We start from the raw sequence: 21,325 nt of genomic DNA, 5'->3' as shown, positions 1-21,325 counted from the left end.
GTCAGGCGGCCTTCGGCAGCTCGTTGTACGAGTCCGCGAGCTCCTGGCCCGACAGGGCGTGGATCGCGGTCATCACCTCGTCGGTGACCTGGCGGCGGGCCTTGGCGGACCGCGCCTGCCCGTGCAGCGCGTCGAAGTGCAGCGGCTCGCCGAAGCGCACCGTGACCCGGCGGATCCGCGGCAGCTTCCGGCCGACCGGCAGGATCTCGGACGGGCCCTCCAGCGCCACCGGGACGACCGGCACGCCCGCGGTCAGCGCGAGCCACGCGACACCGGTCTTGCCCCGGTACAGCCGGCCGTCCAGCGACCGGGTGCCCTCCGGGTAGATGCCGAACGCCTTGCCGGCCTCGAGGATCTCCAGTGCCTGCTCCAGCGAGGCCGTCGCGGCGCGGATGTCGCCGCGCTCGACCGGAACCGCGTTGATCACGCTGGTGAAGAACGCCCGGGAGATCGCGCCCTTCACACCGGTGCCGGTGAAGTACTCGGCCTTCGCCAGGAAGTGCACCTGCCGCGGAGCGGTCAGCGGGATCACCACGCTGTCGATGAACGACAGGTGGTTGCTGGCCAGGATCACCCCACCCTTGCGCGGCACGTGCTCCAGGCCCTCGATGACGGGACGGTAGACCGCCTTCGCCAGCGGCTTGAGCACGAGCTTCGTGATGAGGTTGAGCATGGGCCCTCCCTGGCCGGTGTCCTGGAGTGGTTCCTGCGACGCGTCCTGCACATTACGACATCGACCCCGGAACCCGTCCACTCCCACAGGCGGCGTCCGGGCTGCGATTCTCGTCACTTTCCGTACGCCGGTCCTCGCGGACCGGGACCGACCGGGCCGCTACTTGCGGATCGGGAACACCCGGCTGACCACCCGCTCCGCGGCCCGGCCGTCGTCCCACGGGCAGAACCGCTCGCGGAACCGCGCCCGCAGCCCCGGCTCCGGGTCGCCCGCCCGCAGTGCCTCGGCCAGCCCGTCGAGCCCGGTGGCGACCGGGCCGGGCGGCTCGGCCGGCAGGTCGAGGTAGACGCCGTGCTGCTGCCGGTACTCCTCCCAGTCCGGCGCGTGGAGCGCGATCGGCCGGTCCAGCACCGCGAAGTCGAACATCGCCGGGGAGTAGTCGGTGACCAGCACGTCGGCCGCCAGGTAGAGGTCCTCCACCACCGGGTGCGCCGAGACGTCGCGCAGCACCGCCGCGTCCCGGTCGACGGCCGGCCGGCCCGCGCCGGCATCGCCCGTGCCGCCGTCGGCGGGGGAGGGGTCGCGGACCAGGAGCGTGTACCCGGGGCCGAGGCGCCGGGCGAGCTCCGCCAGGTCCAGCGGCTCGGGGCGGGTGCTCCACGGCTCGCGGTGGACCGGCGCGTACAGCACGGTGCGCTGGCCCGGCGCGACGCCCAGGCGGCGCCGCGCCTCGGCGCAGTCCTCGGCGGTGGCCTGCACCAGGCGGTCGTTGCGCGGGTAGCCGGTCTCCAGCAGCTGGTAGTCGCCCGGGAACGCCTTGGCGAACACCGCGCTGGCGTGCGGGTTCGGCGACACCAGGAAGTCCCAGCGCGCCACGCCCTCCAGCAGCCGTTCGAAGTCCGTCCCGTCGGCCGCCTCCGGCCTGCCCTGCAGGTCCGTCCCGGTCAGCTTCAGCGGCGTGCCGTGCTGGGTCTGCACGTGCACGCTGCCGGGCCGCTTCACCATGGTGTGCGGGAAGTTGACGTTGTTGACGAAGTACGTCGCGGTGGCCATCACCCGCAGGTACGCCGGGGTGTTGACGATCACGTACGGCACCCCGGGCGGCAGCGCCCGGGCCCGCTCGCGGTTCTCCACCACCCACACCCCGCGGATCTGCGGGGCCAGCTCCCTGGCCTTCTCGTAGATCGCCGCCGGGTTGCAGGCGTAGCTGCGCTGCCAGTACGCGGCGTACACCGCCAGGTCCGGGTCGAGCGGCAGCCGCCGGAAGGTGTTGTACGCGGTGTAGCGCGCGCCGCTGCGCACCACCTTGCGGACCCCGGGGCCGACCGCGAGCGCCGAACGCTTCACCGCGCCGGGCAGCCGCCCCCCGCGCCGCAGCTCGCCGTAGGCCACCCGCGAGCCCCGGGCGGCCAGCCGGTACTGGACGCCGCGCACCCCGGACGGGAAGCGGTAGCCGGCCGGCCGGTGCCGGGCGAAGTGGTCGGCGATCCGGCCGAAGAACTCCGGCCGCAGGTCGACCGGGACCAGCCCGGGGGTGTCGTAGACGGTCAGCGCCTGCTTCACCGTGCGGTCGAAGACCAGGGTCCGCAGCGCGGCCGCCTGCTCGTTGCGGTCCAGGAACGCGAAGATCGCGTCGTACTGGGCGAAGGCGTCCGCGTGCTTGGGGGAGGCGGTCGCGGTGATCGCGCCGGGGCGGCCGCGCCGGTAGTAGTAGCAGACGCGGTCCAGGTAGCGGAGCCGGGCGGCGGACAGCAGCAGCGGGTAGGTGACCGAGATGTCCTCGTAGTAGCCGCGCCCGAAGGCGACGCCGAGCCCCTGCAGGTGCTCGCGGCGCATCACCTTGTTCCACACCGACAGCACGCTGTTGAACAGGGCGGGGTGCTCGGCGGCGGTGCAGCCCTGCTCCAGCGGGGAGCCGGCCAGCACCCGGCGCCACGGGTTGGGCTCGGTGGTGCCGTCGTTGTAGACGTGGGTGAAGCCGGTCAGCAGGACGTCCGCCGGGCCCTCGGGACGGGACTCCTCGGCGCGCAGCTCGGCGAGCAGGGCGTCCAGGGTGCCCTCGGGCAGCCAGTCGTCGCTGTCGACGAACCACACGTAGCGGCCGGTGGCCTCGGCCAGCCCGACCTCGCGGGCGCCGCCCAGGCCCTGGTTGACGGTGAGGTGCAGGACCCGCATCCGCTCGTCCCGCTCGGCGTACGCGTCCAGGATCGCCCCGCAGCCGTCGGGGGAGAGGTCGTCGACCGCGATCAGTTCCAGCTCGCCCGGCGCGGCGGTGTCGGCCCGCAAGGAGTCGAGGCACTGCGGGAGGAAGCGCTCGACGCCGTGGACGGGCAGGACAATGCTGAGCAGGGGACTCACGTGCGTTCACTCCGCGAAGGGATGCCGGATCGCCCGGTGGGGCGGCCGGGCACGGACACTCTACCGAGCGGGCACAAGGGGGGCCGGGAGCGGAGAACACGCTGTCGGGGCCGGAAAACGCGACCGCCGGTGCCGCGCCGTGCGAGCGGCGGCACCGGCAGTCCGGTTTGGCGGTTCGGCCGACCCTCAACGACCTCCCGCCGGTCCGTCCATCACCTCGGAGTCGGGCCGCCGCAGCGTCGAGACGGCCGGACAGTGACTCACTGTGATGGCGGAAGTACACACACGGATGATCTGTTCATCATTCAAACCATCCGAACTACGGTTCTCCGGGGGGTGGCCCGGAATCCCGTGTCGTTATAGATATTGCTTGGAGGTTTCGGCCACGTCAATCCCTCGCTTGTGTTCACTTTCTGAAGGGATGGCTGCGCGCCGCCAACCGATGCGCACTCGTGACCGATTCCATCGCCATCTGGTGAAGTGTCAGTTCTCGGGCCACGATACGGTGGCAGAACATCAGGACGGTTGCGCGAAGGCCGTCCCACACGGATAGTCTTCGCCTCACGGCCCTGGCGCCTCGTAGGGGTGGGAATACGGATGGAACACATGCAAGTGCGGGCCCGGCCCCGCGTGCCGGCGATCCAGTGCGGCGTCGGTACGACCGGCCGCCGGATCGAGCGGCACCTCGCCGTGCTCGGCGCGCCCGCGGTCTCCGCGGTGGACACGGCAGAGGCCCTCGGCCTGATACGGGAGCTGACCCCGCGCGGCCCGGTGGCCGCCGGATCCGGCAGCCCCGCGGCGGCCCGCCGCCGTACGGCCCGGATCTCGCTGATCGCGCCGCTCCGCCGGCTCAAGCGCAGCCTCTTCGGCAGCCGCGGCTAACCCCACGGCGCGAAGCACGGCGACCCGATGGACCGACCAGGTCCATCGGGTCCGACGCATGTCCGGACCCGGCCGAGGCTCCTCCGGCGCCCCGGAGTTCGCCCACCGGACGGCGGCGGTTGTCAAGAGGTCCACTGACGATGGGTCAGGATGGACACCATGGTCGACACCACCTTCCACTCCCAGACCCTCGAGATCACCACCGGCACCACCGAGGTCGCCCTCGACATCACCGAACGCTGCGACTCCTTCCTCACCACGGCGGCCGGCGGCCGCGACGGCCTGCTCAACGTCTTCGTCCCGCACGCCACCGCCGGGATCGCCGTGATCGAGACCGGCGCCGGCAGCGACGACGACCTGCTCGCCGTCCTGCGCGACCTGCTGCCCGCCGACGGCCGCTGGCAGCACCGCCACGGCACCCCGGGCCACGGCCGCGACCACGTCCTGCCCGGCCTCGTCGCCCCGCACGCCACCCTCCCGGTGATCAACGGCCGGCTCGCCCTCGGCATCTGGCAGTCCGTGGTCCTGGTCGACACCAACGGCGACAACCCGCGCCGCACCGTCCGGCTGTCCTTCCTCGGCTGATCCCGCCGAGCCCGCCCGCCCGGCGCGCCCAGGCTTCCCGGGCGATTGCCCGGGGCGGGCGGACCGGGGTATCACTGCGGTATGGCAGCGGACCAGCGGACCGAACAGACCCCGGCATGCGAGCTCGCACCCGACGGCGACACCGCCGTCCGCGGGCTCACCCACGACCCGGCCGCGACCGGACCGCGCGCCGACTGCGTCCTGTGCGGCGAACCCACCGAGTACCCCGCCGACCGGGCCGGCAGCACACTCTGCCCCGTCTGCACCTGGCAGCAGGCCCAGCGGATCGCCTGCTCCGGCTGACGCCCTACGCGTGCTCGCGCCCCGCCAGTTGCAGGGTCGAGCCGTGCCGCTGCTTGCGGACCAGCAGCTGCGAGGGGATCCGGGAACGCAGATCGGCGACGTGGCTGACGATCCCCACCGCGCGGTCCCGCTCGCGCAGCCCGTCCAGCACGTCCATGACCTCCTCCAGGGTGTGCTCGTCCAGGCTGCCGAAACCCTCGTCGATGAACAGCGTGTCCAGCGGCATGCCGCCCGCCTCGTCGGTCACCACGTCGGCCAGGCCCAGCGCCAGCGCCAGCGAGGCGAAGAAGCTCTCACCGCCGGACAGCGTCGCCGTGTCCCGCTCGCTGCCCGTCCACGCGTCCACCACCCGCAGCGACAGCCCCGAACGCTTGTTGCCCGCCACCACGCCGTCACTGTGCACCAGCGTGTACCGCCCGCCGGACATCCGGACCAGCCGGTCGCTCGCCGCCGCCGCCACCTGCTCCAGCCGCGCCGCCAGCACGTACGACTCCAGCCGCATCCGCAGCGCGTTCTCCGCCGGGGCGCCCGCCAGCAGCCCCGCCAGCCGGCTGATCCGGCCGAACCGCTCCAACGCGGGCGCCAGCTCCGCCGCCAGCACCGCCAGACCGTGGCCGATCCGGGCCAGCGCCGCACACCGCTCCGCCGCCGCCCGCTCCACGGCCGAGGCCCGCCGCAGGCGGTCGGTCGCCCGCTCCTGCGCGCCCAGCGCCGCCGCCGGGTCCGCCGTCGGCGCCGCCGCCGCGGCCACCAGCTCCGGCTCCGCGAGCAGCGCCTGCGCACGGGCCAGCGCCCCGTGCACCCGATCCAGCCGGAGCCGCAGCCGCTCCCGTTCCTCGGCCGGCAGCACGGCCGCCGCCGCCTCTGCCGGACCGGCGAACCCCGCCGCCAGCGCCTCCCGCTCCACCCCGCGCTCCGCCGCCGCCAGCTGCGCCGCCGCCTCCTCGGACGCCCGGGCCGCCACCAGCGTCGCCGCCACCGCCTCCGTCAGCGAGGTCAGCGCCGCCAGCCGCGCCGCCACCGACGGCGCGTCACCCCGGACCGCCGCGAGCCGGCCGGCCAACTCCTCCCGCTCCGCCGCCAGCTGCTGCAGGCGGGCGGTCAGTGCCGCACTGCGCTCCCCGGCCTGCTGGAGCCGCTCCCCGCGGTGTTGGCGCTCCCGCTCCAGCGACCCGATCCGCTGGGCGACCGCGCCCAGCGCGTCCGCCGCCCGCAGCGCGACCCGGCGCTCCGCGTCCACCTCCGCCAGCGCCGCCGAGAGCTCCGCCACGCCCCGGTCGCCCGCCGCGGAGGCCGCCGCCGCCTCGTCGATCCGCAGCGCGGTCAGCGCCCGCTCCGCCGCCTCCAGCCGCTCCTCCGCCGCGCGCTGCTCGGCGCGGGCCCGCTCCTCGTCCCGGGCCGTCACCTGACCGCCGGTCGGCTCCGCCGGAGCCGGATGCTCCGCCGAACCGCACACCCGGCACGGCTCACCCCCGACCAGCTGCGCCGCCAGCTCCGCGGCCATGCCCGCCAGACGGCGCTCCTGCAGGTCGAGCGTCCGGGCCCGGGCGTCCTGCGCGGCGTGCCGCAGGTCCAGCACCGCCCGGTCCGCCTGCTCGACCTCGGCGCGCAGCCCGTCCCGGCGGTGGGCCGCCGCCAGCCGGCCCGACAGCTCGGCGCGGTGCGCGTCCAGCCGCTCCACCTGCGTCTCGGCGGCGCGGGCCGCCTCCTGCTCCTCGTGCAACGCCTTCAACCGGCCGTCGAAGTCGACCAGCCAGTCCTGCGCCTCCTCCGCGAGCTCCTCCGCCCGCGCCCGCTCGGCCGCCAGCTCCCCCTGCTCGCGGCCCAGCCGCCCGTGCCGCGCCTCGTCCGCGAGCGCCGCCTCCAGCCGCCCGCACGCCTCCCGCAGCCGCCGCTCCTCGGCCGCCAACACGCCCACCCCGCCCCAGGCCGGCCCCCGGGCGCCGTCGGCAGCCGCGTCCGCGCCGCCGTCGCCCCGCGGGGCGGGAGTCGCTTCGGCGGGGCTGTGCCGGTCGTCCGTCCCGGGGCCGTGCCACGGGGTGTGGTCGCCCGTTGCGGCCGGCGGGGTGCCGGTCAGGGTGGCGAGGGCGGTGCGGTGGCGGTGTTCGGTGGTGCGGGCGGTGCGGTGCGCGGTCGCCGCGGCGTCGCGGATGCGCAGGACCGCCTCGACGCCGACCGCGGCCCGGGCGGCGGCGAGGCGGGACTGCTCGCCGGCGAGGGCGTGCGCGGCGTCCGCCTGCAGGCGGGCCTCGACCGCCGCGGCGCGGTACCGCTGCTGCCGCTCGGCGAGGGCGGTCTGCGCCTCGCGGTGCCGCTGCGCGGCGTCGTGCTCGTGCTCCGCCAGGGCGACCGCCTCGCGGGCGCCGGCGAGCCGCTCGGCGGCGCCGCCGCGCAGGACCGCGGCCCACCCGAGGACGGCGTCCGCCGGGGCGTCCTCCGCGTCGGGCCACAGCTCGGCGGCCTCCTCGGCCGCGGGGCCTGCGGCCTCCTCGGCCCGGCCGGCGAGGTCCCGCAGGCGCAGCCGCCCCTCGCGGACGGCACCGTCCTGTCGCAGGCGCTGCTCGGCGAGCCACTTCTCCAGCAGGTCGAAGCGCCGGGTGTCGAAGAGCCGCCCGAGGAGTTCGGCGCGCTGCTTGGTGTCGGCGCGCAGGAAACGCGCGAAGTCGCCCTGGGGAAGCAGGACGACCTGGCAGAACTGCTCGCGGCTCATGCCGATCAGCCGGTGGAGCTCCTCGCCGGCCTCCTGGTGGGAGCGGCTGAGCGCCTGCCACCCGGCGGGCCCGCCGGCCGGGTCGGGCAGCCACTCGCGCAGCAGGGTCTGGGCCTTCTCGACGGTGTACCCGGTGCCGCGTTTCTTCGGCCGGGGCTGTTCGGGGCTGCGGGTGACCTCCAGGCGGCGGTTGCCCAGGGTGACGTCGAGGGTGACGCGGGTGAGCCGCTCGGGGTCGGCGTGGTCGCTGCGCAGCGGGTTGCCGCGGCGGGCGCCGGGGACCTCGCCGTACAGGGCGTAGCAGACGGCGTCGAGAACGCTGCTCTTGCCGGCGCCGGTGGCGCCGCGGAGCAGGAACAGCCCGCTGTCGGCGAGCCGGTCGAAGTCGACCTCCTCGGTGCCGGCGAACGGGCCGAACGCGGTCAGGGTCAGCCGGTGCAGCCTCATCGGACGGTCTCCTGCTCGCGCTCGGCGGCGTCCCGGCGGACCGCCTCCAGGCCTTCCAGCAGCCAGCGCTGCTCCCGTTCGTCGAGGGTGCGGCCCGGCCGGACGTGGGCGACGAACCCTTCGACCACCTCGCGGTCGGAGCGGCCGCTGACCCGGGCCGCGTACGAGCCGGCGCCGTCCCCGACGGCGCCCTCGGGCTCGAAGAGCAGTTGCAGGGTGTGCGGGAAGCGGGCCCGCAGCCGCTCCATCGGATCGGCGGGCCGGACGGTGTCGGTCAGGGTGGCCTGCACCCACGCGTCCGCGTGCCGGTCGAGGGCAGGGTCGGTCAGCAGCCGGTCGAGGGTGCCGCGGAGCCGGGCGAGCGGCCGCGGGACCGGGCAGTCGATCCGCTCGGCCTCGACACCGCCGTCGGCGTCGAGGTCGACCAGCCACAGGGACTTGCGGTGGTCGGCCTCGGAGAAGGAGTACGCGAGCGGCGAGCCGCTGTAGCGCACCCGCGGGGAGAGCGTCTGGCAGCCGTGCAGGTGGCCGAGCGCGGCGTAGTGCACCCCGTCGAAGACCGGGAGCGGGACGCTCGCCACGCCGCCGACGGTGATGTCCCGCTCGCTGTCGCTCGGCTGCCCGCCGGTGACGAAGGCGTGGGCCAGGACCACGGCCCGGGTGCCCGGCCCGCGGTCGGCCAGGTCGGCGCGGACCGCGTCCATCGCCGCGCCCAGCACCCGGTCGTGGCCGCCCTTCTCCAGGCCGAACCGCTCCCGGACCAGGGCGGGCTCCAGGTACGGCAGGCCGTAGACGGCGACCGGGCCGTGCTCGTCGGCGAGCAGCACGGGGACGGCGCAGCCGTCCGGATCGGTGCGCAGGTGGATGCCGGCGCGGTCGATCAGCCGCGAGCCGACGCCGAGGCGGCGCGCCGAGTCGTGGTTGCCGCTGATGAACACCGTCGGCACGCCGAGGGCGGCCAGCCGGACCAGCACGTCGTCGAAGAGGGCGACCGCGTCCAGGCCCGGCAGGGCCCGGTCGTACACGTCGCCGGCGACCAGCACCGCGTCGACCCGCTCCGATTCGACCACCGCCACCAGGTGGTCGAGGAAGGCGCGCTGGGCGTCGTGCAGGTTCTCCCGGTGGAAGGAGCGCCCGAGGTGCCAGTCCGAGGTGTGCAGCAGCCGCATGGTCATCGACCCTAACGGCACCCACCGACAGCTCCGGACCGTCGCCCTGCGTCGACTGTCGGTGACGCTGTGTATGGTCCCGCGGTATGGGACGTCCGACCGCGGGCGGCCCGGGTGCGGAGAGGGGCGGGGCATGGCGCGGGAGACGAGGCGACGGCCGGTGCGCGGCGGGCCCCGGCGGGCGTGCACGCCGCCGGTGGCGCTGGCGGTGGCGGCCGACGCGGCGGACTTCGAACGGCTGCGGCGCTACCGCCTGTTCGGCGCGGCCGACCACGGGGCGTACCTGCGGCGCACCGAGCGGCAGCTGCGGGTGATGCGCGGCGCGGGGGTGGCGGTGCACCTGCGGGTGCTGGAGGCGGACGGGTACGAGGAGTTCTGCGCGCGCCGCCTGCTCGCGCCCGCCGATCCGGTCGCCCGGGCGGCGTTCGCGGCGGATCCGGAGCTGCCGGGCGAGCCGTACGTGTACGCGGGCGAGGGGCTGGCCGAGCTGCTGCCCGCGCTGCTCCGCGACCACCGGGCGCGGGCCGGGGTGGCGGCGGGGTGTGCGGCGCTGCTCGACGCGGTCGAGCGCGGTGGGCGGCCGCAGGCGCGGCTCGCCGCGTTCCTGGGGTACGCGGCCGAGCTGTGCCTGGCGGTGGCGGCCGGGGCGGGGGAGGGGCGGTTCCGCCTGGAGCTGCGGGCGGAGGGGGCGGGCGGGGAGCCGCTGGAGGCGGCGGCTGGGTTGGCGGAGCTGGTGGCGCTGGTCGAGCTCCGGGGCACGGCCGGCGGCGGCCGGTCGGGGCCGACGGCGCGGGAGGCGGAGGCGTTCGTGGTGACTCTGGCGGCGGTGCTGGCCGGGCCGGGCGCGGGCGAGCTCCTGCTCGCCGGCCCCGACGGGGCGGACGTCCGCGGCTGGGCCCTGGCCGCCGGCCGGGCCGCCCCGCTCACCGTCCTGGAGCTCCGCGCCCTTCCTCCACCCGGCCCCCGCCGCCCGCGCGAGGCCTTCCCCCTCCCCCCGCCACCCCCCGGACTCACCTGACCACTCCGCCCGGCGGCCGGGCTCGGGGCGGGGTGGTCGGCGGCGTGCCCCGTGCGGCCGTCAGGGCTGTTCATCGACCGGATGTTCGGGGAAGATCAACACGCATACTGCGTGCCGGCGCCTCCGGCTGCCCGGGATCGGAGGAGTGGGCATGGGTCGCATCGAGTACAGCCCGGAGATCTCCGATCTGCTGGGCCGGGTGCGGCGGAGGCCGATCGCGGGGTGGCCGTGGCGTCCGGGCGAGCCGGTTCCGGCGGGGCTCCCGGTGAAGCAGTCGTGGGGCTGGCTGTTCGCGCCGGACGGCCGGGTGCTGACCCTGGTGAATCCGAAGGACGGGATCGTCAGCCTGCCGGGCGGTTCGCTGGAGCCGGAGGACGACGGCGACCCGGGGGCGGCGCTGGCGCGGGAGGCGGGCGAGGAGGCGCAGGCGCGGATCGGCCTTCCGCTGTACCTGGGCTACCTGTACGACCGGGTGGGTTCGGCGAACGGCGGCCACGAGTGCGCCCGGGTGCGGATGGCCGCGGCGCTGCTGGGTGTCGGTCCGAGCGTGCCGGATCCGGCGTCGGGCCGGCACTACCGGCGGCTGCTGGTGGCGCCGGGGCTGGCGGTGGAGCTGTTGGGCTGGGGTGTGCCGGGGTTGCGGCAGGCGCGGGCGGCGGTGGCGGTGGCGACGCGTCACCTGGGGGTGCCGGCGGTGGCGGACGAGACGATCGAGGAACTCCCGCCGGGCGGCTGCGTGCTGTCCGTGAAGGGCTGACGCGCGCTCAACAGCGGTGTCCAGCAACAGTCCAGACGGTTCATAGGCGACCCTGAAAACTTTGGCATGCCCGCTTCCCGACCAGGCTACTGCCTGGTACACCATGTGTGACCCGCGTCACTCCCGTGGAGGTGCCCATGCGCCCTGTCCGTGCTGTCCTCGTTGCCGCCACCGCGGCGGCCCTCTCCGTCGCCACCCTGGCCGCGGCCACAGAAGCCCAGGCAGCAGGCGTGCGATACGCCGCTCTGGGCGACTCCTACTCGGCCGGTGTCGGGGCCGGCAGCTACACCAGCGAGAGCGGCAGCTGCAAGAGAAGCACCAACTCGTACCCGTACCTGTGGAAGGCGGCCCACGCCCCGTCGGCCTTCGCCGACACGGCCTGTTCGGGGGCCAGGACCGGTGACGTGCTCAGCGGTCAGCTGGGCGTGCTGGACAGCGCGACCACGCTGGTGTCGATCACCATCGGCGGCAACGACGCGGGCTTCGCGTCGACGATGCAGACCTGCGTGCTGGAGAGCGAGAGCTCCTGCCTGTCGGCGGTGGCGGCGGCGAAGAGCTACGCCACCAACACCCTGCCGGGCAAGCTGGACCAGGTGTACTCGGCGATCAAGTCGAAGGCGCCCAACGCGCACGTGGTGGTGCTCGGCTACCCGCACCTCTACAAGGTGCCGGGCTCCTGCATCTTCGGCATCTCGGACACCAAGCGGACGGCGATCAACAGCGCGGCGGACGTCCTCGACGACGTGATCTCCAAGCGGGTCGCCAACGCGGGCTTCACCTACCAGGACGTCCGCTCGATCTTCACCGGCCACGAGATCTGCGCCAGCGGCACCCGGTGGCTGAACTCCACCACCCTGCCGGTGGACGAGAGCTACCACCCGAACGCGGCCGGCCAGTCCGGCGGCTACCTGCCCGCCTTCTCCGCCGGCGTGTAACCCCCCCGCACACGGTGATCGCACCCGCCCGGAAGCCTCCCGGGCGGGTGCGGTCGTGCGATACCGGTCAGCGCAGGTAGTCGGTGAGCCCGGCCGGGTGCAGGCCGGCGGCCGCGGCGTCGGCCAGGGCGCGCCGGAGGTCGCTCGCCAGGGTGTCGGTGAAGTGCAGCAGGATCACGTCGCCGGGCTGCAGCGCGCCGCCGTGGTAGACGTTGGAGGCGCCCCAGCTGTAGTCGGCGGTGGCGGTGAGCAGGTACTTCATGCCGCAGTTGGCGGCGGCCCGCAGGGTGTCGTCGTTCCAGGCGAAGTACGGCGGCCGGAAGATCGTGGGCACGGTGCCGTACCGCGCGGCGGCGGCGTCGCGGGCGTCGCAGATCTCCGCCTGCTGCTCGGCGGGGGTGAGGGTGGTCAGGTCGCGGTGCGAGACGCTGTGGTCCTGCACGGAGGAGCTGGCGACGGCGGTGACCTTCTTGAAGTAGTCCGGCTCGAAGCCCTGCGGCATGGGCAGCGGGAAGGCGGTGACCGGCACCTGGCGGTCGGCGATCAGCTGCGCGGCCTCGGGGGTGCGGGCCCAGCCGTCGTCGATGGTGATGAAGACGGCCTTGTCGGTGGTCGGCGCGTTCCAGGTGGCGCGGGCCGGGTCCGGTGCGGGGCCGTCCACCGTGACGTCGTCGGCGGCGAAGGCGCCCTGCCCGTACCAGCCGTGCAGGTAGAGCTTGACCGAGGAGGCGTCGGCCCCGGTGGTGAAGGTGGTGCTGAGCCGCTGCCAGCCGTCGCCGGTGCCGGGGGTCCAGTCGGGGGCGACGTCGTGGCCGGTGCCGGTGGCGCCGAGGAAGACGTAGGAGCCGCGCACCCAGGCCGCATAGGTGTAGGTGGTGTTCGGCCGGACGGCGAGGTACTGGGTGCACTCGCCGGTGGAGTCGCCGGTGGCCGGGGTGACGGCGAGCGCGGCGGAGCCGGTGCGGGCGGCGGTGGTGGTGACGGCCTCGCCGGGCGCGCAGTGCCAGCCGGGGACGGAGCCCCAGTCGGCGAGCGGCAGGGTCGGGATCTCGAAGCCCGGGTTGGTCGCGAGGTTCACCGCGGCGGCCGTCTCGGCGTGGGCCGAGGGCGCGGTGGCGGTGGACAGGACGGCCAGCACGGTGGCCGCGGCGCCCGACGCGAGGCGACGCAGGGATCTGGACACGAAGACGACTCCTGTGTGGGGGAGGAGAAGAGACGAGGTGCGCTCCCGGAGGGGCGGGAGGCCGGCGGCAGGCCGCACCCTGGCCGAGCCACACAATGGACTGGACCAATGCGCAGGGTCAAGGGGCCGTCACCGATCTGCGCTATCCGGCGTAGAGCTCCTCGATGTCCTGCGCGTAGCGCTCCACGATGGCGTGCCGACGGAGTTTCAGGGACGGCGTCAGCAGCCCGTCCTCCAGGCTGAACTCCTTGGGCAGCATGCGGAAGGCGCGGATCGACTCGGCCCGCGAGACGGTGGTGTTGGCGGCCGCGACGGCCCGCTGCACCTCGGCGTGCAGCTCCTCGTCGGCCAGCGCCGACCACAGGTCGAGCTGCTCCCGGCCGCGGGTCTTCAGCCAGTGCGCGAGCGCCTGCGCGTCCAGGGTGATCAGCGCGGCGACGTACGGGCGGTTGTCGCCGACCACCAGGCACTGGGCGATCAGCGGGTGGGCCCGGACCCGCTCCTCCAGCACGCCGGGGGCGAGGTTCTTGCCACTGCTGGTGACGATCAGCTCCTTCTTCCGGCCGGTGATGGTCAGGTAGCCGTCCTCGTCCAGCGAGCCGATGTCGCCGGTCGCCAGCCAGCCGTCGTACAACGCCATCTCGGTGCACTGCGGGTGGTTGAGGTAGCCGGCGAAGACGCCCGCGCCGCGCACCCACACCTCGCCGTCCTCGCCGATCGCCACCGAGGCGCCGGGCACCGGGCGGCCGACGGTGCCGAAGCGCGGCTTGTGCGCGGGGTTGGCGGTGATCGCGGCGGTGGTCTCGGTCAGGCCGTAGCCCTCGTACACGGTCATCCCGGCGCCGGTGAAGAACAGGCCGAGGTCGCGGCCGAGCGTGGAGCCGCCGCACATCACGGCGCGCACCCGGCCGCCGAGCACCGCCCGCAGCCGGGAGTAGACGACCCGGTCGTACGCGGCGTGCCGCAGCCGCAGCGCGGGGCCGGGCCCGGAGCCCTTGCCGAGGCCGCGGCGCTCCCAGGCGGCGGCCCAGCTGGTGGCCACCTCGGCGGCCTGCTCGAAGAGTTCGAGCCGGCCGTCGGCCTCGGCGGCCTCCCGGGCGCGCTGGTGGATCTTCTCGAAGACGTACGGCACGGCGTGCAGGAAGGTCGGCCGGAAGGTGGCGAGCGCGGGCAGCAGGGAGTCGGTGGACAGCCGCCCGTGGTGGCCGACCCGGATGCCGCCGCGGACCGCCGCGACCTCCACCATCCGGCCGTAGACGTGCGCGAGCGGCAGGAACAGCAGGGTGGCGGGCTGGCCGCCGCCGGTGTCGCGGAAGACCTCGCCCCAGCCGTCGAGCAGCGCGTCGGCGGCGGCGGCGAAGTTGCCGTGGGTCAGCAGGCAGCCCTTGGGGCGGCCGGTGGTGCCGGAGGTGTAGATGACGGTGGCCAGGCTGTCGGGGGTGACGCCGAGCCGCTGGCGGTGGACCAGGGCGTCGGGCACCGCGAGGCCGTCGTCGACCAGCTCGGCGACGCAGCCGCGGTCCAGTTGCCAGATGCCGGTCAGCTCGGGCAGCGCGTCGCAGACCGCGCCGACCGTCATCGCCTGGTCCTCGTCCTCCACCACGCAGGCGACCGCGGCGGTCTCGGCGAGGATCCAGCGGACCTGCTCGGCGGCGGCGGTCGGGTACACCGGGACGGGGATCGCGCCGATCGCCCAGAGCGCGTAGTCGAAGAGGGTCCACTCGTAGCGGGTCGCGGACATCACCGCGACCCGGTCGCCGTAGCGCACGCCCCGGGTCAGCAGCCCCTTGGCGAGGCCCATCACCTCGTCGCGGAAGGCCGCGGCGGTGACGGGGTGCCACTGGTCGCCGTCCCGGCGGGAGAACAGCACCAGCCGCGGCGTCCGCTCGGCGGTGTCGAAGACCGAGTCGGCCAGACCGCCGGTCACCGGAGCCTCCGTCAGGGCAGGGCTGCTGATCTCGTGCACGGTACCCCCGTTCCGAGGCCCCGGCCGGACGGACCGGACGGCCGGACGGAGCGGATTGCAGCGAAGCTACCGGATCGTCGCGGCCCTGCCCAGAGCCGTCGCCACCGGGGCACCCGGCGTCCCCCGCAGTGCCGCAAGCGGAGGGCCGGCCACCGGTGAGGACGGCGGCATTTCGGGACGATCCGGACCACCCCGCAGGACAACGGCCGTTCACCCCTCGAACGCGTGGTCAGGGCGTAGTAGGCTCGCGCAGCTCGTACCGCAATCCCGTCCGCACCCGGCAACTCCCCGACCGAGGACCCCATGCGTCTGCGCCGCAGTTCGATCCGCGCGAGGATCATCGCGCTGCTCCTGGTGCCCATCGTGGCGCTGGGCGGACTGTGGGTGTACGCGACGCTCGTGACCACCGGTGACGTGTGGAAACAGCTCGACGTCAGCACCACCTACAAGGCCTTCGGCAGCCCCGCCGACCAGTACGCCCGCGACCTGCAGGCCGAGCGCGAGGCCGCCGTGCTGCGCCTCGCCGAGCCCGGCAACCGGGCCTCCGCCGACGCGTACAAGCAGGCCCAGGCGGTCACCGACCGCGACCTGCAGCTGCTGCGCTACCAGGCGGAGAGCTCGGCCGCCGGCAAGCTCGACGCCGACCAGCGCACCCGCTACCAGGACATCCTGACCCTGGCCGACCAGCTCTCGGCCATCCGCAGCCCGATCGACCAGGGCCGCGGCAGCTGGGACGGCACGCTGAAGGACTACAGCGACCTGATCCAGCCGGTCTTCACCTTCCGCTCGGCGTTCGTCGCCCGGCAGAGCGGCCGGCTGCCCCGGCAGGGCACCATCCTGGTCGAGCTGGTCCGCGCCCGCGAGTACCTCTCCCGGGAGGCCGCCGCCATGCAGGCGCTGCGGCTGACCCCCAACCCGGACGACCGCAAGGTGCAGGCCGCGCTGGACGCGATGCACAGCCAGCAGGCGCTGTTCCGGATCTACGTCGCCGAGCTCGACCCGCAGGACCAGCTGGCGTACCGCAGCCTCCAGAACGGCGCCACCTGGCAGCAGCTGGCCACCGCCGAGCGCTCCTTCGACGAGGCGCAGAACCGGGTCACCGAGGTCCGCGGCAACCGCGAGGACCCGTGGCGGGAGACCGCCGACAAGGTGCTCGCCGACCTGTCCGACCTGAACACCCGGCTGGCCGCCGGCATCGGCGACCAGGCCCGTTCCTACGCGGTCAACTCGCTGGTCCGCGGCGGCGTGGCCGGCACCGTCGGCCTGCTCGCGGTCGTCCTGTCGGTGATGATCTCCTACCGGATCGGCCGCGGCCTGGCCCGCGAGCTGATCGGCCTGCGCAACGCCGCGCTCGACCTGGCCGGTGCCCGGCTGCCCGGCCTGATGCTGCGGCTGCGCCGCGGCGAGCAGGTGGACGTCGCCGCCGAGGCGCCCGAGCTGGACTTCGGCAGCGGGGAGATCGGCCAGGTCGGCCGGGCCTTCAGCGACGTCCAGCGGGTCGCCGTGGAGGCCGCCGTCGAGCAGGCCGAACTGCGCCGCGGCATCGCGGCGGTGTTCGTGAACCTGGCCCGCCGCAGCCAGGTGCTGCTGCACCGCCAGCTCACCCTGCTGGACACCATGGAGCGGCGCACCGAGGACCCGCGCGAGCTGGAGGACCTCTTCCGGCTCGACCACCTGACCACCCGCATGCGCCGGCACGCCGAGGGCCTGATCATCCTGTCCGGCGGCTCGCCGGGCCGCGCCTGGCGCAAGCCGGTGCGGATGGTCGACGTGGTGCGCGCCGCGGTCGGCGAGGTCGAGGACTACGCCCGGGTGATCGTCCGCCCCTTCCCCGGCACCGGCCTGCTCGGCAGCGCGGTCGCCGACGTCACCCACCTGATCGCCGAACTGGTCGAGAACGCCGCGGTGTTCTCCCCGCCGCACACCCAGGTCACGGTGCAGGGCGAGGTGGTCGCGCACGGCTTCAGCCTGGAGATCGACGACCGGGGCCTCGGCCTGAGCGAGCAGGCGCTCGAGGAGATCAACCAGCGGCTCGCGGTGGAGCAGGAGTTCGACCTCGCCGACACCGACCGGCTGGGCCTGTTCGTGGTCAGCCGGCTGGCCCGGCGGCACGGCATCCGGGTGCACCTGCGCCCCTCGCCGTACGGCGGCACCTCGGCGATCGTCCTGGTCCCGCGCGAACTGCTCGCCGACCCCTCGGAGATGGGCCCGGAGGCGGCCGCCCGCGCGGTCGCCGGCGGACCCGACGACAGCGGCCACGGGCGCGCCCCGGCGGCCCCGGTCGGCGGCACCGAACCGGTCCGTGCCGGCCGGGCCCACGCGGTCGGGCCGGCCCCGCTCGGCGGCCCGCGCCCCTCGGCGGCCGAACCCGCCACCACCCCCGGCGGCCTGCCCCGGCGGCGCGCGGCCGGCACCCCGGAGGCCGGGACCGGACGGCACCGCCGCGCCGAGGAGACGGACGCGCCGGTCACCCCGCCCGCGACCGTGCCGGACGTCCCGGAGGCCCCGCGCCCCGCACCCGAACCCGTCCCGGTGGCGGGCGGGTTGCTGCCCCGCCGGGTCCGCCAGGCCAACCTGGCACCGCAGTTGAAGACCGCCGCCGACGAGGGCGCCGAGCAGGGCCGCGAGCGCAGCCCCGAGGAGGCCAGGGCCACCTTCGCCTCCTTCCAGCGCGGCTTCGCCCGCGGCCGGGGCGACCGGCTGCAGCCCGCCTCGCTCACCGTGGTCCGCAACGCCCCGGAGCCGGGCGGCAGTTCGCCGCAGCCCGAGCGGCAGCCGGCACCGCGGCCGGCACCGCAGCCGGTGCCGCCGTTCGGCGGACCGGTCCGGCTGCGGGTCGCCCTGCCCTCGCCGCCCGTCCCGCAGGCCCTGCCGGCCGCCCCGACCCGTCCCGCCGTTCCGGCGTCCGAAGCACCACCCGCACCACCCGCACCCGCAGAAGGAACCGAATCATGACCGCAACATCACAGCCGTCCGGGGACCTCGACTGGCTCCTCAACGACCTGGTCGGCCGCGTGGCGACGCTGAGGCATGCGGTGATCCTCTCCAGCGACGGCCTGGCCACCGGCGTCTCCAGCGGCCTGGGCCGGGAGGACGCCGAGCACCTGGCCGCCGTCGCGGCGGGCTTCCACAGCCTCGCCAAGGGCGCCGGCCGGCACTTCGACGTGGGTGGTGTCCGGCAGACCATGGTCGAGCTGGACGAGGCGTTCCTGTTCATCACCGCCGCCGGTGACGGCAGCTGCCTCGCGGTGCTGAGCGACGCCGAGTCCGACGTCGGCCAGATCGCCTACGAGATGGCCCTGCTGGTCAAGCGGGTCGGCGAGCACCTGGCCGCCGAACCGCGCACCGAGACCGCCCCGCCGGGGAGATGAGCGAGGAGATGACCGAGCCGATGGGCGACGAGGACACCGAGCCGGCGCTCGACCTGTTCACCCCCCGGACCCCCGTCGACGACCGCTGGTTCGACGACGAGGCGGGGCCGGTGGTCAGGCTGTTCTCGATGACCCGCGGCCGCGCCCGGGCGGTCGACGACGGACTCTTCGACCTGATCTCCCTGGTCACCGCCGTCGACCGGTCCGGGCCGCCCGGCAGCGCCGCCGAGCCGCACCTCGACCCCGAGCACCACGCCATCCTGGCGCTGTGCCGCGAGGAGCCGCTCAGCGTCGCCGAGCTGGGCTCCTACACCGACCTGCCGGTGAGCGTCGTCCGAGTGCTGCTCGGCGACCTGCACGACGCCGACCTGATCAGCGTCACCCGGCCCGTCCAGCTCTCCGCGCAACCGGACGAGCGCCTGCTGCGGGACGTGATCAATGGCCTCCGTGCACTCTGACCCGACCTCCGACCCGGCCTCCGCCGCCGGCCAGCGGCTCTGGGGCGCGACCGCGCTCAAGGTGCTGGTCGCGGGCGGCTTCGGCGCGGGCAAGACCACCCTGGTCGGGGCGGTCAGCGAGATCCGCCCGCTGCGCACCGAGGAGGTGCTCAGCGAGCGCGGCCGCCCGGTCGACGACACCGCCGGGGTGGAGGCCAAGCGCACCACCACGGTCGCCATGGACTTCGGCCGGATCGACCTGAAGCCCGGCCTCGCGCTGTACCTGTTCGGCACCCCCGGGCAGGACCGGTTCTGGTTCGTCTGGGACGAGTTGGCGCGCGGCTCGCTCGGGGCCCTGGTGCTGGCCGACACCCGCCGGCTCGCCGACTGCTTCCCCTCGGTCGACTTCTTCGAGCAGCGCGGCATCCCGTTCGTGGTCGCGGTCAACTGCTTCGAGGGCACCGAGGCGTACGCCCCCGACGACGTGCGCGCCGCGCTCGACCTGGACCCGGCGGTGCCGGTGCTGCTGTGCGACGCCCGCCGCCGCGAGGACGGCAAGGAACTGCTGATCAGGCTGGTCCAGCACGCCTGGGGAACGGTCGCCGCCTGACGGTCTGTCCGGGATGCGGGACGGATCTGTCCGCATGGTGACCGTTTGCTGCCGGGAGGTTGCGCCCGGTGGCGATCCCGTGGAACTCTCTGGGGGACACATTCCGACGTACCCGGGGGAGGGGCCATGACCGCGACGCGCATGCGTGCCGCCGTGCCGCCCGCCCCCGTCCTGCCGGTGCTGACCGTCCGCCGGTACATCGACCACGCGCTCTTCTGCAGCGCCTGCTGTCGCTGACTCTCCGCCAAGCCCCCATCCACCCCTGCGCTCACGGAGAGTCGCTGCCATGACGTCGTACCTGCTCGAGTCCACCTCCACCGTCACCCCGCACCTGCGCGCCGTCCGGTCCCTGCCGGCCGACACCGACCGCCGCCCCCGCCCCGCCGGACTCCCCGAGGGCGCCACCGTGGTGGCCTCCCTCCCGCAGTCCGCCCTCCCGCAGGCGCTGCTCGCCCAGCTCGGCGCCGTCGGCCGGCAGCCGCTGGTCGGCTACCTCGTGGTCGTCCCCGACGAGCGCGCCGAGCAGCCCGAGCCCGCACCGGTCCTGCCGCTGCGCCCCGCCAGCCAGGCCGGCCACGGCATCAGCGTCGACACCGAGCGGCGCACCGCGCACGCCGACGGCCGCCCGCTCGACCTCACCTACCTCGAGTTCGAGCTGCTCGCCCACCTCACCGCGCACCCGCACCGGGTGCACACCCGCGACCACCTGGTCAACGCCGTCTGGGGCTACGGCCACATCGGCGACGGCCGCACCGTCGACGTCCACGTCGCCCGGCTGCGCCGCAAGCTCGGCGCCGCCTACCGCGACTCGATCGTCACCGTCCGCCGGGTCGGCTACAAGTACGCGCCCGCCGCGGCCTGACGGAACGTCGGAGGGGGTGCCGGGCGCGCGCCCGGCACCCCCTCCGCGCACCACTACCGGCTGAGCCGGTCGATCTCCGCCAGGTCCTCCTCGCTCAGCGGGCCGGCCGCCAGCGCGTCGAGGTTCTGGTCCAGCTGCGCCACGCTGCTCGCGCCGATGATCACCGACACCACCCGCTCGTCCCGCAGCACCCAGGACAGCGCCAGCTGCGCCAGCGACTGCCCGCGCCGCTCGGCGACCTTCGCCAGGGCGCGCAGCTTCTCCAGCTTCGCGCCGGTCAGCGCCTCCTCGCGCAGGAAGTGCCCGACCGACATCCGCGACCCGGCCGGCACCTCGCCGCTCAAGTATCGGTCCGTCAGCAGGCCCTGGGCCAGCGGGGAGTAGGCGATCAGCGAGGTCTGGGTGTCGCCCACCGCCTCCAGCAGGCCCTCCTCCGGACCGCGGTCCAGGATCGAGTACCGCGCCTGGTTCATCAGCACCGGCGTCCCCAGCTCGCGCAGGATCGCCACCGCCTCCCGGTGCTGCTCCGCCGGGTAGTTGGAGATGCCCGCGTACAGCGCCCGGCCCGACCGCACCGCCGAGTCCAGCGCCCCCATCGTCTCCTCCAGCGGAGTGTCCGGGTCGTGGCGGTGCGAGTAGAAGACGTCCACGTAGTCCAGACCCATCCGGGTCAGCGACTGGTCCAGGCTCGCCAGCAGGTACTTGCGGCTGCCGCCGTCACCGTACGGGCCCGGCCACATGTCGTAGCCCGCCTTCGAGGCGATGAACATCTCGTCCCGGTACGGGCGGAAGTCCTGCGCGAACAGCGTGCCGAAGTTCTTCTCCGCACTGCCGTACGGCGGGCCGTAGTTGTTCGCCAGGTCGAAGTGGGTGACACCCCGGTCGAACGCCCGGCGCAGCACCGCCCGCTGGACGTCCAGCGGCTGGGTGTCGCCGAAGTTGTGCCACAGCCCGAGCGAGACGGCGGGCAGCTGCACGCCGCTGCGCCCGGCCCGGCGGTAGGTCATCGAGGCATAGCGGTCATCCGCGGCAAGGTAGGTCATGGCGCACATCCTGCCA

At 74.9% G+C, this 21,325-nt stretch carries 18 protein-coding genes; 11 read left to right on the top strand and 7 right to left on the bottom strand.

What is annotated here, in order from left to right:
• Position 1: 1 nt before the first annotated feature.
• On the bottom strand, positions 2–673 hold the full coding sequence (locus tag ACGFX4_RS02830) for a lysophospholipid acyltransferase family protein (RefSeq protein WP_393069664.1): 672 nt from the start codon (positions 671–673) through the stop codon (positions 2–4).
• A gap of 159 nt (positions 674–832) precedes the next feature.
• Positions 833–3,031: a CDP-glycerol glycerophosphotransferase family protein gene (locus tag ACGFX4_RS02825; RefSeq protein WP_393069662.1), complete on the bottom strand. Its 2,199-nt coding sequence runs from the start codon at positions 3,029–3,031 to the stop codon at positions 833–835.
• Positions 3,032–3,628: 597 nt separating this feature from the next.
• Between ACGFX4_RS02825 and ACGFX4_RS02820 the strand changes: the two genes are divergently transcribed.
• The 3 genes from ACGFX4_RS02820 (at position 3,629) to ACGFX4_RS02810 (ending at position 4,801) form a co-directional block, all read left to right on the top strand.
• Positions 3,629–3,913, top strand: a complete 285-nt coding sequence (locus ACGFX4_RS02820) for a hypothetical protein (RefSeq protein WP_393069661.1) — start codon at positions 3,629–3,631, stop codon at positions 3,911–3,913.
• A gap of 150 nt (positions 3,914–4,063) precedes the next feature.
• Positions 4,064–4,498: a secondary thiamine-phosphate synthase enzyme YjbQ gene (locus tag ACGFX4_RS02815; protein WP_393069659.1), complete on the top strand. Its 435-nt coding sequence runs from the start codon at positions 4,064–4,066 to the stop codon at positions 4,496–4,498.
• 81 nt (positions 4,499–4,579) lie between these two features.
• A complete protein-coding gene (locus ACGFX4_RS02810; RefSeq protein WP_393069657.1) occupies positions 4,580–4,801 on the top strand; it encodes a hypothetical protein in 222 nt (73 codons plus the stop codon).
• Positions 4,802–4,805: 4 nt separating this feature from the next.
• Here the strand turns inward: ACGFX4_RS02810 and ACGFX4_RS02805 are convergent, their stop codons facing one another.
• Complete coding sequence (locus ACGFX4_RS02805; RefSeq protein ID WP_393069655.1) at positions 4,806–7,958, bottom strand: AAA family ATPase; 3,153 nt, start codon at positions 7,956–7,958, stop codon at positions 4,806–4,808.
• Positions 7,955–9,127, bottom strand: coding sequence for an exonuclease SbcCD subunit D (locus ACGFX4_RS02800; protein WP_393069654.1), 1,173 nt, complete (start codon positions 9,125–9,127; stop codon positions 7,955–7,957). The genes ACGFX4_RS02805 and ACGFX4_RS02800 overlap by 4 nt, the downstream gene beginning before the upstream one ends.
• Before the next feature lie 133 nt (positions 9,128–9,260).
• Between ACGFX4_RS02800 and ACGFX4_RS02795 the strand changes: the two genes are divergently transcribed.
• The 3 genes from ACGFX4_RS02795 to ACGFX4_RS02785 all read left to right on the top strand — a co-directional run bounded on the left by ACGFX4_RS02795 (position 9,261) and on the right by ACGFX4_RS02785 (position 11,837).
• A complete protein-coding gene (locus tag ACGFX4_RS02795) occupies positions 9,261–10,145 on the top strand; it encodes a hypothetical protein (RefSeq protein ID WP_393069653.1) in 885 nt (294 codons plus the stop codon).
• A gap of 151 nt (positions 10,146–10,296) precedes the next feature.
• Complete coding sequence (locus tag ACGFX4_RS02790) at positions 10,297–10,902, top strand: hypothetical protein (RefSeq protein ID WP_393069652.1); 606 nt, start codon at positions 10,297–10,299, stop codon at positions 10,900–10,902.
• Positions 10,903–11,039: 137 nt separating this feature from the next.
• Complete coding sequence (locus tag ACGFX4_RS02785) at positions 11,040–11,837, top strand: SGNH/GDSL hydrolase family protein (protein WP_393069650.1); 798 nt, start codon at positions 11,040–11,042, stop codon at positions 11,835–11,837.
• Between the two features lie 67 nt (positions 11,838–11,904).
• On the opposite strand, the gene ACGFX4_RS02780 is transcribed toward ACGFX4_RS02785, so the two are convergent.
• Both ACGFX4_RS02780 and ACGFX4_RS02775 read right to left on the bottom strand, forming a co-directional pair.
• On the bottom strand, positions 11,905–13,020 hold the full coding sequence (locus ACGFX4_RS02780; protein WP_393069649.1) for a polysaccharide deacetylase family protein: 1,116 nt from the start codon (positions 13,018–13,020) through the stop codon (positions 11,905–11,907).
• 142 nt (positions 13,021–13,162) lie between these two features.
• A complete protein-coding gene (locus tag ACGFX4_RS02775; protein WP_393069648.1) occupies positions 13,163–14,986 on the bottom strand; it encodes an AMP-dependent synthetase/ligase in 1,824 nt (607 codons plus the stop codon).
• 303 nt (positions 14,987–15,289) lie between these two features.
• Here ACGFX4_RS02775 and ACGFX4_RS02770 point away from each other — a divergent pair, with 303 nt between their 5' ends.
• The 5 genes from ACGFX4_RS02770 to ACGFX4_RS02750 all read left to right on the top strand — a co-directional run bounded on the left by ACGFX4_RS02770 (position 15,290) and on the right by ACGFX4_RS02750 (position 20,266).
• Positions 15,290–17,941 (top strand): nitrate- and nitrite sensing domain-containing protein, encoded by a 2,652-nt coding sequence (locus ACGFX4_RS02770; protein ID WP_393069647.1) that lies wholly within the window; start codon positions 15,290–15,292, stop codon positions 17,939–17,941.
• Positions 17,938–18,357: a roadblock/LC7 domain-containing protein gene (locus ACGFX4_RS02765; RefSeq protein ID WP_345699858.1), complete on the top strand. Its 420-nt coding sequence runs from the start codon at positions 17,938–17,940 to the stop codon at positions 18,355–18,357. The genes ACGFX4_RS02770 and ACGFX4_RS02765 overlap by 4 nt, the downstream gene beginning before the upstream one ends.
• Positions 18,354–18,815: a DUF742 domain-containing protein gene (locus tag ACGFX4_RS02760; protein WP_393069645.1), complete on the top strand. Its 462-nt coding sequence runs from the start codon at positions 18,354–18,356 to the stop codon at positions 18,813–18,815. Before ACGFX4_RS02765 ends, ACGFX4_RS02760 begins: the two co-directional genes overlap by 4 nt.
• Positions 18,796–19,404: an ATP/GTP-binding protein gene (locus tag ACGFX4_RS02755; protein ID WP_393069644.1), complete on the top strand. Its 609-nt coding sequence runs from the start codon at positions 18,796–18,798 to the stop codon at positions 19,402–19,404. Before ACGFX4_RS02760 ends, ACGFX4_RS02755 begins: the two co-directional genes overlap by 20 nt.
• A 286-nt stretch (positions 19,405–19,690) precedes the next feature.
• The gene (locus tag ACGFX4_RS02750; protein ID WP_393069643.1) at positions 19,691–20,266 is read left to right on the top strand and encodes a winged helix-turn-helix domain-containing protein; all 576 of its coding nucleotides are present in this window, start codon (positions 19,691–19,693) and stop codon (positions 20,264–20,266) included.
• Positions 20,267–20,319: 53 nt separating this feature from the next.
• Here ACGFX4_RS02750 and ACGFX4_RS02745 read toward each other — a convergent pair whose 3' ends face one another.
• Complete coding sequence (locus ACGFX4_RS02745) at positions 20,320–21,309, bottom strand: aldo/keto reductase (RefSeq protein ID WP_393069641.1); 990 nt, start codon at positions 21,307–21,309, stop codon at positions 20,320–20,322.
• Between the last annotated feature and the right edge of the window lie 16 nt (positions 21,310–21,325).

The sequence above is a fragment of the Kitasatospora sp. NPDC048365 genome, assembly GCF_043200835.1.
GTDB lineage: Bacteria > Actinomycetota > Actinomycetes > Streptomycetales > Streptomycetaceae > Kitasatospora > Kitasatospora terrestris.
This window is presented reverse-complemented; position numbering and strand designations above follow the sequence as displayed.

Coding starts and splice junctions, on each gene's coding strand:
- ACGFX4_RS02760 (WP_393069645.1), top strand. CDS start 18,354: ATGAGCGAGGAGATGACCGAGCCGATGGGCGACGAGGACACCGAGCCG.
- ACGFX4_RS02750 (WP_393069643.1), top strand. CDS start 19,691: ATGACGTCGTACCTGCTCGAGTCCACCTCCACCGTCACCCCGCACCTG.
- ACGFX4_RS02745 (WP_393069641.1), bottom strand. CDS start 21,309: ATGACCTACCTTGCCGCGGATGACCGCTATGCCTCGATGACCTACCGC.
- ACGFX4_RS02790 (WP_393069652.1), top strand. CDS start 10,297: ATGGGTCGCATCGAGTACAGCCCGGAGATCTCCGATCTGCTGGGCCGG.
- ACGFX4_RS02755 (WP_393069644.1), top strand. CDS start 18,796: ATGGCCTCCGTGCACTCTGACCCGACCTCCGACCCGGCCTCCGCCGCC.
- ACGFX4_RS02785 (WP_393069650.1), top strand. CDS start 11,040: ATGCGCCCTGTCCGTGCTGTCCTCGTTGCCGCCACCGCGGCGGCCCTC.
- ACGFX4_RS02815 (WP_393069659.1), top strand. CDS start 4,064: ATGGACACCATGGTCGACACCACCTTCCACTCCCAGACCCTCGAGATC.
- ACGFX4_RS02770 (WP_393069647.1), top strand. CDS start 15,290: ATGCGTCTGCGCCGCAGTTCGATCCGCGCGAGGATCATCGCGCTGCTC.
- ACGFX4_RS02805 (WP_393069655.1), bottom strand. CDS start 7,958: ATGAGGCTGCACCGGCTGACCCTGACCGCGTTCGGCCCGTTCGCCGGC.
- ACGFX4_RS02820 (WP_393069661.1), top strand. CDS start 3,629: ATGGAACACATGCAAGTGCGGGCCCGGCCCCGCGTGCCGGCGATCCAG.
- ACGFX4_RS02765 (WP_345699858.1), top strand. CDS start 17,938: ATGACCGCAACATCACAGCCGTCCGGGGACCTCGACTGGCTCCTCAAC.
- ACGFX4_RS02795 (WP_393069653.1), top strand. CDS start 9,261: ATGGCGCGGGAGACGAGGCGACGGCCGGTGCGCGGCGGGCCCCGGCGG.
- ACGFX4_RS02830 (WP_393069664.1), bottom strand. CDS start 673: ATGCTCAACCTCATCACGAAGCTCGTGCTCAAGCCGCTGGCGAAGGCG.
- ACGFX4_RS02810 (WP_393069657.1), top strand. CDS start 4,580: ATGGCAGCGGACCAGCGGACCGAACAGACCCCGGCATGCGAGCTCGCA.
- ACGFX4_RS02800 (WP_393069654.1), bottom strand. CDS start 9,127: ATGCGGCTGCTGCACACCTCGGACTGGCACCTCGGGCGCTCCTTCCAC.